Raw genomic sequence first — 15,850 nt, 5'->3', positions numbered from 1 at the left:
AGCAATGCTGCCAACCGCTACTAAACGGCAAGGCCTTCGCACCGACTGCCGAGGCCTTGATGCGATCGCGTTACAGCGCTTTTGTCACGGGCGCCGTTGATTACTTACTGCAGACCAGCGCCAGCGAAAGCCACGAACCTGGCGAGCGTGCCCTGCTGGAAAACAGCTGTAAAAACACGCGATGGCTGGCATTGCATGTGCTGGACACTGAGCATGGCAGTGAAATTGACGACAAAGGCATTGTCGAGTTTGCTGCTTTTTTTCAGACCGGTGGCAGCCCCGAACAGTTACACGAACGCTCTGCGTTTGAAAAACGCGATGGGCAATGGATTTATGTGAGCGGGGAGTTTTTAGCGCCGCTGAGTTTCGGGCGTAACGATCCGTGCTGGTGTCGTAGTGGGAAAAAACATAAGAAATGTCACGGGCGCTCATAGATCTAGAGTCCAGCGAGGCCAGCTCCTACCGAGCGAATTCCGCGCAATGGTAGGAGCATGCCCTGCAGGCGAATAACGCCACGTTAGAACAAAATTTCCCGCACCTGATCGTAGCGCTCTGCAAAATGCGCAGTAACGCCCTTCCTTACATAGTCCGGCAATTCCTCAAAATCCCGCCGGTTATCCTCTGGCAGAATCACTTTCTTAATACCGATACGTTTTGCCGCAATCACTTTTTCGCGGATGCCGCCCACCGGCAATACTTGCCCGGTTAATGTGAGTTCGCCGGTCATGGCGAATCCGCTTTTGGGGGCTTTGTTCAGCGCCAGCGACAGCAGCGCACTGGCCATGGTGATACCGGCGCTGGGGCCATCTTTGGGGGTTGCGCCTTCGGGTACGTGCAAATGTACGGTCGCCTCGTCAAAGAAAGCCGGATCGCCGCCAAAGGCTTTCAGATTGGCCATCACATAGCTGTAGGCTATGTCTGCCGACTCTTTCATCACATCACCGAGCTGACCGGAGAGTTTGAAGTTGCGGTTGAGGCTGTGCACCCGCGTGCATTCCACACCCAGTGTGGCGCCGCCCATGGCGGTCCAGGCAAGGCCATTCACCACACCGATGCCCTGCTGAGGCTTTTCCTTTTTGAAGACTGGCTTGCCGAGAAAATCTTCTACCTCGTCCTTACCTACCTTCAATATCAGCGCCTCGTCTTCCAGCAATTGCACGGCGGCCTTGCGCACGATGCGGCCCAGTTGTTTTTCCAGGTTGCGCACGCCGGCTTCGCGGGCGTAGCCATCTATTACGTGACGCAGGGCAGCGGCGTTGATGCTGAGACGTTTCTTGTTAATGCCGTTGCGCTCCAGCAGCCGTGGCCACAGGTGCTTGCGGGCGATATCGAGCTTTTCCTCGGCCAGATAGCCCGCCAGACGGATGGTTTCCATCCGATCCAGCAGCGGGCCGGGAATGGTATCAAGCTGGTTGGCGGTACACACGAACAGCACTTTGGACAGATCAAAGCGCATATCCAGATAGTGATCGAGGAATTCCACGTTCTGCTCTGGGTCCAGCACCTCCAGAAGCGCCGATGCCGGGTCGCCCTGATAGGAGGCGCCTACCTTGTCGATTTCGTCGAGCATGATCACCGGGTTGGCGGTCTCCACGTCTTTCAAGGCCTGCACCAGTTTGCCGGGCATGGCGCCTATATAGGTGCGGCGGTGACCCTTGATCTCGGCTTCATCGCGCATACCGCCTAAACTAAAGCGATAGAACTTGCGGCCCAGGGCCTCGGCGATGGAGCGCCCAATGGAGGTTTTACCCACGCCGGGCGGGCCTACCAGCAAAATGATGGACCCGGCCACCGTGCCCTTGAACTTGCCCACGGCGAGAAATTCGGTAATGCGGTCTTTAACGTCATCCAGCCCCTGATGGTGCAGATTGAGCACCTTGCGTGCACGCTTCAAATCCAGCTTGTCTTCGGAGTAGACACCCCAAGGCAGCGCGGTGGCCCAATCGAGGTAATTTCGGGTAACCCCGTATTCCGGTGAGCCGGTTTCCAGCACTTCCAGTTTGTGCAGTTCGTCATCAATCTTCTTGCGGGCGGCCTCTGGCACCTGTTTGCCTTCCAGTCGCTCGCGGAATTCCTCAACATCAGCGGTGCGATCATCTTTGGAGATACCCAGCTCTTTTTGAATGACCTTGAGCTGCTCCTTAAGGAAGAACTCACGCTGGTTCTTATTGATCTTTTCGTTAACCTGCTCGCTAATTTTCCCTTGTAATTCAGCCACTTCACGTTCTTTTTTCAGCAGCAGAAGCACTTTTTCCATGCGCCGCAGCAGCGGCAAGGTATCCATGATGTCCTGCAGGTCGTCACCGTTGGCACTGGTAATAGCAGCGGCAAAGTCCACCAGCAGTGAGGGCTCGTTGGGGCTGAAGCGCGACAGATACTGTTTAAGCTCTTCGCTGTAGAGGGGGTTGATGGCCAGCAGCTCTTTGATGGCGCGGATGACCGCCATAGCGTAGGCCTTCACCTCATCGGTGTCGCGCTCGCCGATATTGTCCGGATAGTCCACCTCTACAATATAGGGGGGTTTGCGGCTGATCCAGCGGCGTATACGAAAGCGTTTGAGGCCCTGCACCACAATCTGGGCCGTGTCTTTTTCCTGGTGGGCGTGATGCACACGCACCGCACAGCCAATCGAAGGGGCGGAATCGGGGTCTATTTCCTGAGCATTATCCTCGCCGCAGTAGAGCAGCCCCATCACATGGTTCTGCTTTTCTCCCACCCGCTTCAGGGTGTCCTCCCAGAGCTTCATCTCGAGCAGAATCGGCTGCACCTGGGCGGGGAAGAAGGGGCGCTTGGGCACCGGCAGGAGATAAAGCACCGAAGGCAGCACGGAATCGGGGATTACCAGCCCGGTATCGCCGTGGTTGACCATTTCCCCATCCAGCACATTGTCGTTATCACTTCTGTCTGCCATGTCCATCCTCAACTTCGTTCAAGGCCAGAATGCCTATATGGGGCTGATCTGGAAAAGCTCAAGCCCCTCGGCATCCCCTGAAGCACTTAGGTAGATTCCCGGATTACCCAGACTGTGTAGTAGTCCTAACATGGATCCCATACAAGCATTACACAAAAAATTCACTACGGGGGTAGTAAACATGAACAGCACAGCGACCAATCAGCGAGGGTTTTCACTCATCAACGGCATCATTGCCCTGGCCGTTGTAGGCGTACTTTTCGGCGCTGTTGTACCTCAGGTTACCGCCATCGTGCTCGACAACCGTGCTACCACCGAAACCGAAGAGATTGCCAGAGCCTTGAACCTGGCGCGCTCGCAAGCGGTTACCCTGCGCAAACAGGTCATTGTCAGCGCCCACGACGCCGATTGGTCACAGGGCATGCAAATTTGGGTGGATCACAACGGCGATAAGGCCATGAGCGAAGACGAACTGCTCTACCGCCTGCCAGCCCTGATCACCGGCGCCTCCCTGAAAGAGCGCTCAGAGCGTACCGAATTCAGTTTTGACACCCGCGGCTTTGCCCGCACCGCTATTACTTTCGACTATTTAGCCGAAGCCGGCTGCAACTGGAACCACGAGATCAAGGTGAAATACACCGGTCGTACCACGCTTAAGGACAGTGGCTGCCTTTAAACCACTGGCCAGTTATCCCTGGCGCATTACGCGCATGCTTCCACGCCACCTTCGGGTGGCGCTTTTTTTGGGGCTCAGGCACCGTATTTCGACCTATGAAGTTAGCGCTTACTTACTTATGACGGCTTGTTATCTCGAATTCCGAACCCCGAGTACGCGTATCTACGAATGTTTTAAAAGCGCCCCAATACCTACCATTACTACACGCGGTGCGACATTAGTGACACACCGCTTCAAACACAAAGTCGGTTTAAACCGACAACAGGGGGTAAGACATGAACACTCAACGCAAAAACACTCAGGGCTTCACCCTGGTCGAACTGCTCACCGGCATCGCGATAGCCGCCATTCTACTGGGCTCAGCTGGCCCTAACTTTTTCGAGTTTGTGCAATCTTCACGCTCGGCAACGGAATACCGCAGCCTGCTCAGCGGACTGCAGCTGGCTCGCTCTGAGGCCATTACCCGAGGCGTTTCTGTCACCGTCAGCGCTAGCAATGGCGCCGACTGGCACGACGGCTTTCGTGTCTGGGCTGATGAGGACGGGGACGGCACCTACGACGCTGGCGAAGAGATAATGGAAATCTCGAAGTTCGAATCTGCGGCAACAATGACTGAATCAAACAATACCACCGCCTTCACATATACGGCGGAAGGCTTTCTAGACGCTGTTGCTGGGACAAGTTTTATGCTTTCCTACAGAACCAGCAAACAATGCAAGTGGGACCGTGACATAAGCTTGGTCTACACTGGTCATGTGAGCGCCAGAGAAAGAGCATGTACAGAATAACTCCAGCCAGAAACCGGAAGGCTGAGAGGGGGGCAACGTTAATAGAAGTCATGGTGGCGACATTTATCACCGCCCTTGGCGTCTTGGGCGCAGCTTCCCTTCAGCTCAACGCGATAAAGTTTAACCACGTGGCTAACACTCGATCCCACGCTACCCTACTAGCCTATGATGCGCTAGACAGGATGCGAGCGAATCGCACAGCGGCTGTCGGCGGACGCTACAACATTACCCTGTTCGACAAAGCCCCACAGAGCTCGGATTTCATCGCACAAGACTTGCGCGACTGGCGGGAAGAGCTCGCCGCCCGCTTACCCTCCGGCACCGGTTCTATCACCGTGAATGGAGACACAGCTGTAGTCGTTGTCCAGTGGGACGAATCGCGGCTCAATGAAACCCGTGAGGCAGACAGCGACGACTTCGCCCAGTTTCGCTTTGAGAGCCGCTTATGACCATGAGGTATAGAAAGACACAAAGCGGCTTTGGCCTTGTTGAACTCATGATTGCGATTACACTTGGACTCGTGCTCTCCGCGGCACTGGTGCAGGTTTTTGTCGCCACACGATCCAGCTATCGAGTACAAGAAGCGCTGGCACAGATACAGGCTTCCAGCCGCTATGCTATGCACTTTATGGGCAAGGATATTCGAATGGCCGGTTATCACGGCTGTGCCTCCATTGACTCCGCAGCGCCAAACAATTGGGCGGTAGACACCCCTGACGACTACATTCTCAACGAAAACACAATGATTGTTGGCTATGACAACCTCGGAGCCACCAATCAATTCAACGCAGTGCCTGGCACCGACGCCATCACCGTAAGATTGGCTTCAGCAGACTCCGCCCGGCTGGAAAAAAACATGGACGCATCTAACGCCAACATCCAGGTCTGGGCCAATGCGTTTAAGTTTGATGTGGGCGATATTGTTATGATTACTGACTGTGTCAGCAGCGACATCTTCCGCATCACCAGCATGTCTAAAGACTCCGGCGGCAGCGTCACGATTTCTCATTCGGTGTCCACAAATGGCAACACACAGCCGCATTTGTCAAAGTCCTACAGTGGCGATGCCCAGTTTGTAGCGGTCGAAACCGTTCACTACTTTATCCGCGACACCGGGAGAACGACCAGCGATGGCGAGCCAATTCACGCACTGTATGTGCAACGCCGCAAGCAGGATTCGCAAGGCGGCGCATTGGCGCCTGCAGAATTGGTAGAAGGCATAGAAAATATGCAGATTACCTACGGTGAAGACACTAACAATACCGGGGCTGTCGACACGTATGTCGACGCCGCCTCCGTTACAGCCTGGGGCAATGTGAAGAGCGTGCGGATTGAACTGTTAGTCGCCAGCCAAGAAGAAAATGTGGTCGGGCAGGCGGGCTCAGCCACCGAACAGCGACTGCGTTTCAATGGCCAGGATGTAAACAATACCGATGGACGCTATCGCGCTGCCATTAAAAACGTCTTTACCATCCGCAACCGGGTGCGCTGATATGAAGTCGACACGCCTACGCAGTATAAAGCAGCAACGCGGTGCTGTATTAATCGTTGCCATGGTACTGCTGACCGTTCTGACCCTGCTGGCAGTATCTTCCATGCAGGTAGCCACACGTCAGGAAAAGATCGCCGGCAATACCCGCGACCGCATTCTCGCTTTTCAATCAGCCGAGGTCGCCCTGCGAGAAGCCGAGGCTCAACTTGAGCAGGCAACACTGCTGGATTTCAGCGGTAGCAATGGACGTTTCGAGGTATGTCCCAAAGAAGACACTCGCGCGGCCTGCGACACCCCCGACTGGCAAGACCCAAAATCACCAGGCTGGATTGTCCTGAACAGCAAAATCGAGGGGACAAGTCGCGCGCCGGAATACGTCATAGAAAAATACCCCGCCACCGACAACACCGTTGGCGGGCTTGACTCCGACCGCCCCAAAGCGCCTGAAGAGACTTTCCGTGTTACCGGTCGTGGATTCGGCAGCACAACTCGCTCCATGGTGGTGCTTCAAACAACCTATCGCAGGAATTGATTATGCCTTTGAACCGATTAGTACGGTTTGTCAGCCCATTTTTCTTTGCTGCCTGCCTGCTGCTTGCACTGCCTGCTGCAGCCGGCGATCTTGTTGGCACCATCACCGCACTGCCAGGCGGCGATACTGTCGAGATTGATAATCGCGGCTACCGCATGAGCGCCAACGCGCTAATCGGTAAAGCGCCAGACAATAAGTCTTCACTGAAACTCAAACATCTGGTGGTTGGCCAGTCCGTACACATTATTACATCGGGTACCCGTGTTACGACACTGCGTGTCTTGCATCAGCCCGATGAAATACCCGATTGAGGATTAACTCATGAGATTAGGACACGCTGTAAAAGGTCTGATCACCGCCGCCAGCCTTGCGGGGCTAGGCTTGAATGCGCAGGCGCAAAGCAACACTTGTGAAGCTTCACAAACGCTAGTTGCTTTCGGCTCACCGAGCCAAACAAACACAACGACCCTGACCAACATCGGTACAATTACAACCGTAGAAATCCTAGAAGAATCCACGAGCTGGTCCACCTGCTCACTTAACAAGTTTTTGTTCACAGACAATGTATTCACCACCCTACCTGGCTGTCGAGCAACATTTAAAATCACAGGTGAAAAGGCCAATTGCAGCCCAGAGGCACCCACCGGGATTTCTCAGTTGCCATTGTTTTTGACCTCGCAGAGTTCACCCAACATCATGTTCTTGATGGATGACTCTGGCTCCACGCACTGGGAGCTAATGCCTGATCAGGCCATTCATCGAAACGTAGCTAATGGTGACATCTTCTATCTTTTCCCACGCGCCGATGGTATCTACGGCGGGACCGAATACGCTAACAATGTTGCGACTGTCGACAATGTCGCCTTCAATGCACGGGCGCGTTCACCGCAACAGAACAGTATTTATTACAACCCCGGCACAACTTATGAGCCGTGGATAAAGGCGGATGGCACAACCTACCCCGACGCAAACCCCGAGTGTGCATTGCACCATCCTGAGCGCGTAGGCATCGGACCCGAATACTGCCGTAATCTGGTTCTGGCAAATACCAACTACAACAGCAACGACTGGCGCAGCTGCGATGCAGCCGGTACTTGCAATATCGATACCGCTGTCAAATTCTTTTGGCCTGCTACTTACTTCTGGCAACAGGGTGATGACCCGTGGGATTTTGGCAGCTACAAGAAAACCGAAATACGCCCCATAGAACTCACTTATAGAGGCGAAGGGCGTCAAAACCGTCGCGACTGCGACGAAGCGGGTAGTGCTAAGTGCACCTATACGGAAGAAATTCGCAATTTCGCAAACTGGTACACTTACTATCGCTCAAGGGCACTAGCGGCCAGAGCCGCTGCCGGTTATGCCTTCGTTGAGCAGACCGAGGGGCTGCGGGTTGGCTACGGCACACTGAACACCGCCGCCAATGACGTTGACGGGGTCAGCACCAAGGTAATCTCCACAGGTGTTAGGTCGTTTGTCGGCAAAGACAAGGAAAAGTTCTACAACAAGCTCTACAAAGACCCTTTCAGCCGTGGCGGCACGCCACTGCGCCGGGCACTGGACACTGCAGGGCAGTATTTTCTGCGAACCGATAACGATGGCCCCTGGAGCGCCAAACCTGGCACAAGTGATGCAACCCCTCATCTGTCCTGCCGCCGCAGCTACACCGTGCTGATGACCGACGGCTACTGGTCTGGTGGCAGCAACCACGAAGCGGGAACGGCTGCAGCGCGAGAAAACAACGACGGCACCAATGGTCCTTCCCATGTGGACGTCAGCGGCGGGACCGCACAATACGTGGTTCAGGCACCTTTCAGCGACGCTCTGAGCAATACCCTGGCCGACGTGGCCATGCATTACTGGAAAAACGACCTTCGGCCGGATCTGAAGAACAACGTACCGGTACTGGCTCGCAACCCCGCTTACTGGCAGCACATGTCTACCTTTGGCATTGGCCTCGGCGTCAAAGGGAGTGTCGACCCCGCCACCGCCAAAGCAGCCGTAAAAACCGGGGAGGCCATAGCTTGGCCAGATCCTTCGCCGGCAACCGGTTCGTGCACGGGGGCGATATGCAATGCTCGGATTGACGACCTCCTGCACGCCGGCATAAACTCGCGCGGCGGCTTTTTCAGCGCCAATGACCCCAAAGAGTTCGCCAAAGATCTCGCTGCGGTATTGAATGCCATATCCGTCGACGCCTTTTCGTCCGCCGCCGCCATTGCAACAAACTCGACAAAACTGAACACCAATACAGTGATCTACCAGGCACGTTTTGATACCCGCGACTGGTCCGGGCAGCTGGTAGCCTATGATCTCAACCCAGATGGATCCCTGAAAAGCACAATCTGGGATACCGATGACAGCGGCTCTATTCCTGCTCACACTGGGCGCAACGTTTTCACGGCAATCGGTGATTCCGGAGTCACCTCTACCTTGGGCATTGCCTTCAGCGAAGCCAACTATCTGAACCTGACCGCATACCAACAAAACGCGTTGAGTGGCGGCGGCACAGAGCAAGATGGGAAAGACACGTTGAATTGGCTGCGCGGCGATCAGTCCAAGGAAAGCGAAACTGGCTTACGCGTGCGTAACAAGCTGCTCGGCGATATCGTTAACTCTGACCCCATTTATGTTGGTGACACCGAGAACTTCGGGTTTTCGGTTCTACCAGGAACTGAGGGCACCAGCTATGCCGCTTTCCGCGGTGAAAACGGAAAGCGTGGCCGCCGACAGATGCTTTACGTTGGCGGTAACGATGGCATGCTGCACGGTTTTGATGCCAAAACCGGCAAAGAAGTATTTGGGTACATTCCACTAGGCGTGTACGACAACCTCAACAGCCTCACCAAAAATGACTATGTACACCAATATTTCGTTGACGGATCGCCGCTGGTTTCAGACGCTTACATTAGTAGCAGCTGGCGCTCAGTACTCGTAGGAGCGACCGGCGCGGGTGGTAAAAGCGTTTTCGCACTGGATGTTACCAAGCCCGACAGTGTAAATGCATCGTCATTGCTGTGGGAGTTCTCCACCAGTGACGCAGCTACCGACAAGCTCGGTGTTGCCATGAGTGCGCCGACGATTGTGCGACTGAAAGCCAACGACAAATGGGTAGCCATTTTCGGAAACGGTTATAACAGCAATGACAATGTCAAATTGATGATCGTTGATCTGGCGACAGGTGCCTTGCTCAAAGCCATAGACACGGGCGCCACCGGTTTTGACAATGGACTCGCTTCGATTGTACCCGTGGACACCAATGCAGACCGTATTACCGATTATGTCTACGCCGGAGACCTGGTTGGCAACTTGTGGAAGTTCGACCTAACAGATAACTCGATGTCGGGCTGGCGCGTGGCTTACAGCGCAGGACCGGACCCCGCGCCGGTGTTCAAAGCGGTAGATCGCGATGGAAACCCGCAACCCATCACAACTCGCCCGGTTGTAGGGCGACACGCCGAGAGTGGTTTAATGATCTATTTCGGCACGGGTCAGTTTTTCGAGGTTGGCGATGAGCTCATCACCAACAACCCACAGGTGCAAACCTTTTACGGTATTCGCGATGATGGCAATACGGTCAGCCGCAGCCAGTTACTGGAACAGACAATTATATTCGAAGGCTTTGCGGATATCGTTAACGACACCAGTACTACCGCCGACGACGAAACGACCAAGCAATCCGTGCGTGTAATCAGTAACAATGGCGCCGGCAGTGCAGCCTCGAAAGGTTGGCGACTGGATCTGATTTCACCCAGCGCAACCAACGGCAATGGGGAACGCGTCGTATCATCGCCCGTATTGCGCGCTGACCGCATAATATTCAGCAGCACAATACCCAACCCGGATTCCTGTGGCTACGGCGGTACCAGCTGGCTGATGGAAATCAATGCGCAAAATGGCGGCCGGCTCGACTATTCCGCTTTTGATATGAACGATGATATGTTCTTTACCGACGGTGATTTCATCGAGGTCAACGGCGAGTACTTACCCGTAAGCGGTCTTGGCCAGGATGACATCATTGAAGCACCGAGCATCGTCAGCGCTGGGGATGTCGAATACAAGTTTGTGGCGGGCTCAAGCGGTCGCGTTGGTGTCACCCGGGAAAAAGGTTCAAACACGTCATTGGGCCGACAGTCATGGCGACAACTTAAATAAGAAGGAATGCCAATGAAAAGTAAAGGCTTTACGCTGATTGAACTCATGATAGTTGTTGCTGTAATCGCGGTACTGGCCGGCGTCGCCGTACCGGCCTATCAGGAGCAGATAGCAAAAGCCAAGCGCGCCGATGCTGCATCTGCGCTGGCCACTGGTGCACAGGCGCTGGAGCGCTACTACACAACTAACGGGACTTATTTGAACACCGATGGCAATCTCGCTGCGGTGTTCCCCACAAAAGCCCCCGATAGTGGTTCTGCAAACTATACGATCGCGGCGACAGGCACGCCAACAGCCAACAGCTTCACGCTGCGCGCGACCCGCACCGGCTCGATGGCCAACGACCGCTGTGGCAATCTTCAGCTCAGCTCAGTCGGGACACGTACACTGCACGACAATAAAACAGGAACAACCGTCGCCGATTGCTGGCGGCGCTAAAAAAACACAAAAACACTACTGGGGCACGGAAGCCTTACAGCTTACGTTGTCAGCAAACCATTGACCGTCAACCGGCGTCTGCCAGCGCAGCTTTTACCTCTTGCAGGTGCCGGCGGCTAATAACGGGCTCATCCTCTATACCGCGCAATAATGCCCGGTATCTGGCGCCGTCACGAACCACGCCGCGCAGGCAATCACGCGCAATCAACGTGTTGCGGTGGGCCCGAATAAGATACTGACCCCATGCCTGCTCCAATTGTTGCAGGCTCTCCCGCAGCAGCGCTTCACCACCGCTATGTACTGCAACAACATATTTCTGCTCGGCCTTGAAATAATACACATCCGCCAGAGCCAACCGCTCCACACCCTGGGCTGTCGTAACCAACACATGGGGGCTGACTGCGGTCACGGCCTCGTCGATCTTATGTTGCGTAAGCTTTTCAGCGCGTTGCAGCGCTTTTTCGAGTTTGGCCTGTTCGATAGGCTTTAATAGATAATCCAGCGCGGCCACTTCAAAGGCTGCCAGCGCATGCTCATCGTAGGCTGTGCAGAACACGACAGCTGGCGGGTGATCCCACGCCGCCATTTGCCGGGCGGCATCAAGCCCATTCATACCCGGCATCTGGATATCCATCAGCACTAGCGCCGGGCTGTATTGCTTTGCCAGATCCAACGCTTGGGCGCCATGACTTGCTTCCGCGACGATTTCAATCTCGGGCTGAAGTTCCAGCATTCGCCGGAGGCGTTTACGGGCAGGCGCTTCATCATCCACAATCATTACACGCATGGTATGAGTCACGCCTCTGGCACCAACGGAAAACGCATTTCCACCCGAAAGCGCTGATCCTTTTCTGACAATCGCAATTGGCCGCGATCGCCGTAGACACTGTGCAGGCGGTGGCGCAGGTTATCGCAGGCTAGGTGATTACCCGACGCGTCCACGAGTGACCGCTCTGCGGCAGATCTGTCTGGCAAAGGGTTTTCCACGGCAATACAACACTGCTCACCATCGATCGACGCCCTCACAATGATACAACCACCGTCAGGAAGCCGCTGAATGCCATGCAGTATCGCGTTTTCCAACAAGGGCTGCAGACTCAGACTCAGCAGCGGTGTCTCGCTCTTCATTGAGGCGTCGTACCACTGCACTTGTAAGCGCTCACCAAGACGCATGCTTTCAATACGAAGATAGCGCTCGCAAAGATCGCGCTCGGCACTCCACTGGCTGAATACTCGACTGTCTTGCAGATTGGCCCTGAACAGGGCCGCGAGATCCTCTACCGCAAGTTCAGCCTCGCGTGGACTGTCATCGATCAAGCTGGCAATCGTGTTGAGGCTGTTAAACAGAAAGTGAGGTTGGATGCGCGATTGCAGCGCTTGTATCCGCGCCTGCATTTCACTGTGTTCGCGCAGCCGCAACTGCCAGTTCAGGTAGAGATAACGCAGGCCGATACCCGTCACCACTGCTCCGATAAACAGATGCTGAAGCAAGCGCTCGGGGTAAAAACCGGGGTCAGAGCCAGTGGTAGACAGCAACCATTGTCCGCTCAGGGAATACAATGCCACAACGCATAGAACCAGCGCATAGCAGACTGATGCAGCCAGCAGCAGCGGAAGGTGTGACAGTGCACCGCGCACCATACACAGCACGGCGGCGGAAGATAGAAACACCAGCAGACAAAACAGCGAGACTAACGAAAAGTACTGCCAATCCATTGGCCACAGACCGCGCTGTAAACTGGTTACCACCAGCGCCAGCAATTCGGCCAGAATGATGAGTACTAGCAGTGACTGGGTATTACACAGATCAGGCAGAAAAAAACTGTCCGAATCGGGATGTTGCGATCTTGTTTTTCCGATCTCTGACAAAGCGTCCACTCAAGAATACATCACGTCACCGCATTATAAACACCTTTACGGCTTCGCCGTCACTTATCCCTGATGTCGCCGAATCACGTAGTAGAAACCGGCGACATCAGAGCGGACGTTACTTGTAGAACCAGTAGGTTCGCTGTCGACTACCAGAAGCATCTATAACAGGGGTACTTGGGTCAAACGGCGTCGGGCCTTCACCGCCAATAATGAAAGGGACAGTCTCTCCATCAATGGTAACCAAGCCAGCTATCGGCGATGGTGGCATACCACCTCCAGAAAATATTTTAGACGTTGCTGTAGCGTTAAATATATCTACAGAATAAGCCCTTGCGACGCCCAGCTTTGCACTGCAAGCTCCCGGTGTGGGAATATCTGGCTGATTGGTACCAAAGTACACCTTGCCCGCTACTGCCAAGGGTGCATTGACCCCCTTCTCGCCTTCACTGTCACCGTCAATCGTGCCGCCCTCCAGCGTTATATAGAACCCGGAGAAATCCGACGTAATCTCCGTCAATGTCACAAGCGTGACTTCATTGCCAGAGCTGTCCTCATAACGATCATCGGTTTCATCATAACTACAATCAATCGGCTGATTGGAAGCATCAATACAATTGAACGCCGTCCTATCCAGCAGGTCGCTTTCGGTAATAACCGCATTGCCGGCTGGCACGCTGTCACCACCATTCTTGTCAACAATCAGGTAGAAACGGTTATCGACATTATAAGCGAGCCCTGGCGTATTGTTATCCGTATACAGAGGCTTTTCACGGTCCCCGGTTACCCCAACAACGATGTCGTAATCCTTGGTCGGGATAACATCGGGCGGGAACAGAAACTTGCGCGCGTTGTTGCCAGTACCACCCAGGCTGGCGAACTGGGTGAGTGCCCAATTTGCCGGTGCTTTATTCCCGCCGGGCTCTAGGTCAACACGCCAGATATTACCGCCCATATCAGCGGCATAGAGCCGATCTGTTTTTCCGTCAAAGTTGTTGTCAAAGAGCGCGATATCAGCAGCGATCGGTCGATTTAAACTGCTATTTTCCACACATGCGGCGCCAGATGGAACTGTGACCCCGGTACAACTTGGGAAAGCTCCCCACACCAAATCACCGTTTCGGACATCAAGAACTACAATGCCGCGCCCTTCATCAATATCGGTTACAGCCGGTGCTGGGTCGCTATCTTCGGCCGTGTCATAGCCCGCACCGAATACCAAGACCGGGTAGTCATATCCATCCACCTGAGTAACCTTGGGCTGCGACCAGGTTTGCCCAAGTTCTGGCAGATCGGCATCGGATACACTCCACAAGAACTGCGGTGACGTAGGTGTCGTCACATCAAGGGCGTAGATGATATTTCCGCCACGTCGCGCACTCAAAAACACGTACCTTTTGCCACCCGTTGGGGTAGTAGCAGCGTCATAGGGCCGATCGTCCAACAAGCTGGTAGTTGTACCGTCAAAGAAATAATCCCGTGGGATCGCGTTGGGATCTGCGATGCCGGTGTAGTTAATTCTTGGATCGTCATTGTAAAGACGCTTAAACTTAGTGAAAAATTCCGGCGCTACAAAACTCCACAGCTCTCCACCCGGCCTTACACCGTTTATTGAACGAGTCTGATTGCCGTTAATAGCTCGAAACAGTCCATCGTTTGACCCATAGAAAACCACAACGTCACTTTCGTTATTGCCGTTGTCATTATCGATATCGCCATAATTGATAACCGCCGGACGGGAATGCAGCACGTCTCCATGAGACGATGGACGAATGCTGATAGAACAAGCGGAGCCATCATTGTAGGTTCGCGTACCATCGCTTTTTAGTGGGCAGGGACCAATAGACGATTCATTGCCTGCGTTATCCTCACCCCGAATCCAGTCAATAAGATTATCGGCCGTCAGAGATGCCGTACTATTACTACAGCTGATTTCGTGACTTCCGAGTGCGAGGCTTTCGAGCTGCACCGTATACGTATCGCTTGTCAGCACCGTATCTACCTCGGTGAGATATACGCCTGTGCCCGTTGCAATCTGGTTCAGGTTGAAATCAATTGCTTCGTTGCTGTCTTTGACGCAGCTCTGAAGCTCAATTTCCTCACCAGCGGCGTAACCGTGTGCGCTCTGCTCGACATACGCGGTTCTCGAGCTTACGTACAACGTAATTTCGGCGCTGCCGGAAGCGCCATCAGCCATACTGTTCAGCTGAAGGGTAAAGGAATCGGCGCTCGAATTAGTTAACTCGCAGAATTCGTTTGTTGGGCTGTTTGGCTGATCACAATCGGTTTGGCCAAGCGTACCAACGTCGCCTATCAGTAGGTTACGATCAACAATTGCAACCTTGTCCCCAACCACAGAGTTTTTACCCTTCCCACTGGAAAGGGTCAGATTGGGCAAGACCCCACTCGTCACGGTAAAGCCGCACGATATTCTTGCCGGCTTATTTTTATTTGTTTCTAAATTATTACACGTGTAATCAACAACAAGATTGTTTATCGACCCGGCAGTAACCTTGGTTCCACCGCCTGCGCTGGCAGATAAGCCAAACCAAGTGTCACCGTTTGCTGAGAAGTTGGTCTTGTTAAAAGCAATTAAGCCATCGGTATCACATTTTCCGGGCGCACAACTATAGACCTTTCGTGCGGCCTGACTGGTCAGGTAATCCACCCGAGCCATCTGCGCTGCACCACCCTTCTCAACCAAGTCGCCGTCTGGCGCATCAAAGGTTAAGCCATCACCGTTCGGGTCGTTCACCCAAAAACCGTAGCCTTCATCCGCTGCTGTAGGCCAGTCACTTTGTCCCGCTGGGGTATTACTGGTCCAGAAACTAATGGCTGCATCTGATATCGCGCCTGTGTTCGGGTTGGTAGCAGACACAATAGTCCCGGAAGGATCCTGTGTTGCGTCGGCAAGTGCGATATTACCAGCTGAGTCAAAGCCCAACTGATAATGTTTCACATTACCAAACCAGCGTGGACCCGCCTGGGC

13 protein-coding genes are annotated in these 15,850 nt (G+C 54.1%); 9 read left to right on the top strand and 4 right to left on the bottom strand.

Annotated features, from left to right (window positions below; all coding sequences use genetic code 11):
• Positions 1 to 434, top strand: a 434-nt coding sequence (locus tag AC222A_RS16690; RefSeq protein WP_486775289.1) for a YchJ family protein, incomplete at its 5' end; no start/stop codon positions are given.
• 83 nt (positions 435 to 517) lie between these two features.
• Here the strand turns inward: AC222A_RS16690 and lon are convergent.
• Positions 518 to 2,911, bottom strand: a complete 2,394-nt coding sequence (lon, locus tag AC222A_RS16685) for an endopeptidase La (protein WP_486775288.1) — start codon at positions 2,909 to 2,911, stop codon at positions 518 to 520.
• A 181-nt stretch (positions 2,912 to 3,092) separates the two neighbouring features.
• Here lon and AC222A_RS16680 point away from each other — a divergent pair, with 181 nt between their 5' ends.
• The 8 genes from AC222A_RS16680 to AC222A_RS16645 all read left to right on the top strand — a co-directional run bounded on the left by AC222A_RS16680 (position 3,093) and on the right by AC222A_RS16645 (position 10,992).
• Positions 3,093 to 3,587: a GspH/FimT family pseudopilin gene (locus AC222A_RS16680; protein ID WP_372748274.1), complete on the top strand. Its 495-nt coding sequence runs from the start codon at positions 3,093 to 3,095 to the stop codon at positions 3,585 to 3,587.
• 275 nt (positions 3,588 to 3,862) lie between these two features.
• Positions 3,863 to 4,375 carry a GspH/FimT family pseudopilin gene (locus AC222A_RS16675; protein WP_372748275.1) on the top strand — a complete coding sequence of 171 codons (513 nt, stop codon included), beginning with the start codon at positions 3,863 to 3,865 and terminating at the stop codon, positions 4,373 to 4,375.
• A complete protein-coding gene (gene pilV / locus AC222A_RS16670) occupies positions 4,363 to 4,824 on the top strand; it encodes a type IV pilus modification protein PilV (RefSeq protein WP_372748276.1) in 462 nt (153 codons plus the stop codon). The genes AC222A_RS16675 and pilV overlap by 13 nt, the downstream gene beginning before the upstream one ends.
• Positions 4,821 to 5,867 (top strand): PilW family protein, encoded by a 1,047-nt coding sequence (locus AC222A_RS16665; RefSeq protein ID WP_372763876.1) that lies wholly within the window; start codon positions 4,821 to 4,823, stop codon positions 5,865 to 5,867. Before pilV ends, AC222A_RS16665 begins: the two co-directional genes overlap by 4 nt.
• A 1-nt stretch (position 5,868) precedes the next feature.
• The gene (locus tag AC222A_RS16660) at positions 5,869 to 6,399 is read left to right on the top strand and encodes a pilus assembly PilX family protein (protein ID WP_372748278.1); all 531 of its coding nucleotides are present in this window, start codon (positions 5,869 to 5,871) and stop codon (positions 6,397 to 6,399) included.
• 2 nt (positions 6,400 to 6,401) lie between these two features.
• Positions 6,402 to 6,710 carry a hypothetical protein gene (locus AC222A_RS16655; RefSeq protein ID WP_372748279.1) on the top strand — a complete coding sequence of 103 codons (309 nt, stop codon included), beginning with the start codon at positions 6,402 to 6,404 and terminating at the stop codon, positions 6,708 to 6,710.
• Positions 6,711 to 6,720: 10 nt separating this feature from the next.
• On the top strand, positions 6,721 to 10,554 hold the full coding sequence (locus AC222A_RS16650) for a pilus assembly protein (protein ID WP_486775287.1): 3,834 nt from the start codon (positions 6,721 to 6,723) through the stop codon (positions 10,552 to 10,554).
• A gap of 12 nt (positions 10,555 to 10,566) precedes the next feature.
• Positions 10,567 to 10,992: a type IV pilin protein gene (locus AC222A_RS16645; protein WP_372748281.1), complete on the top strand. Its 426-nt coding sequence runs from the start codon at positions 10,567 to 10,569 to the stop codon at positions 10,990 to 10,992.
• Positions 10,993 to 11,059: 67 nt separating this feature from the next.
• On the opposite strand, the gene AC222A_RS16640 is transcribed toward AC222A_RS16645, so the two are convergent.
• The 3 genes from AC222A_RS16640 to AC222A_RS16630 form a co-directional block, all read right to left on the bottom strand.
• Entirely contained in the window at positions 11,060 to 11,779 is a 720-nt protein-coding gene (locus AC222A_RS16640) for a LytR/AlgR family response regulator transcription factor (RefSeq protein ID WP_372748282.1), read from the bottom strand.
• A gap of 8 nt (positions 11,780 to 11,787) precedes the next feature.
• Positions 11,788 to 12,870 (bottom strand): sensor histidine kinase, encoded by a 1,083-nt coding sequence (locus tag AC222A_RS16635; protein ID WP_486775286.1) that lies wholly within the window; start codon positions 12,868 to 12,870, stop codon positions 11,788 to 11,790.
• A gap of 109 nt (positions 12,871 to 12,979) precedes the next feature.
• The gene (locus tag AC222A_RS16630) at positions 12,980 to 15,820 is read right to left on the bottom strand and encodes a pilus assembly protein (RefSeq protein ID WP_486775285.1); all 2,841 of its coding nucleotides are present in this window, start codon (positions 15,818 to 15,820) and stop codon (positions 12,980 to 12,982) included.
• Positions 15,821 to 15,850: the final 30 nt, after the last annotated feature.

The organism is Litorivivens sp. (genome assembly GCF_057445395.1).
Note: the sequence above shows the minus strand (reverse complement) of the source record. Positions and strands in the feature narration are given on the sequence as shown.

Coding starts and splice junctions, on each gene's coding strand:
- AC222A_RS16655 (WP_372748279.1), top strand. CDS start 6,402: ATGCCTTTGAACCGATTAGTACGGTTTGTCAGCCCATTTTTCTTTGCT.
- AC222A_RS16680 (WP_372748274.1), top strand. CDS start 3,093: ATGAACAGCACAGCGACCAATCAGCGAGGGTTTTCACTCATCAACGGC.
- AC222A_RS16645 (WP_372748281.1), top strand. CDS start 10,567: ATGAAAAGTAAAGGCTTTACGCTGATTGAACTCATGATAGTTGTTGCT.
- AC222A_RS16640 (WP_372748282.1), bottom strand. CDS start 11,779: ATGCGTGTAATGATTGTGGATGATGAAGCGCCTGCCCGTAAACGCCTC.
- AC222A_RS16675 (WP_372748275.1), top strand. CDS start 3,863: ATGAACACTCAACGCAAAAACACTCAGGGCTTCACCCTGGTCGAACTG.
- AC222A_RS16650 (WP_486775287.1), top strand. CDS start 6,721: ATGAGATTAGGACACGCTGTAAAAGGTCTGATCACCGCCGCCAGCCTT.
- lon (WP_486775288.1), bottom strand. CDS start 2,911: ATGGCAGACAGAAGTGATAACGACAATGTGCTGGATGGGGAAATGGTC.
- pilV (WP_372748276.1), top strand. CDS start 4,363: ATGTACAGAATAACTCCAGCCAGAAACCGGAAGGCTGAGAGGGGGGCA.
- AC222A_RS16660 (WP_372748278.1), top strand. CDS start 5,869: ATGAAGTCGACACGCCTACGCAGTATAAAGCAGCAACGCGGTGCTGTA.
- AC222A_RS16665 (WP_372763876.1), top strand. CDS start 4,821: ATGACCATGAGGTATAGAAAGACACAAAGCGGCTTTGGCCTTGTTGAA.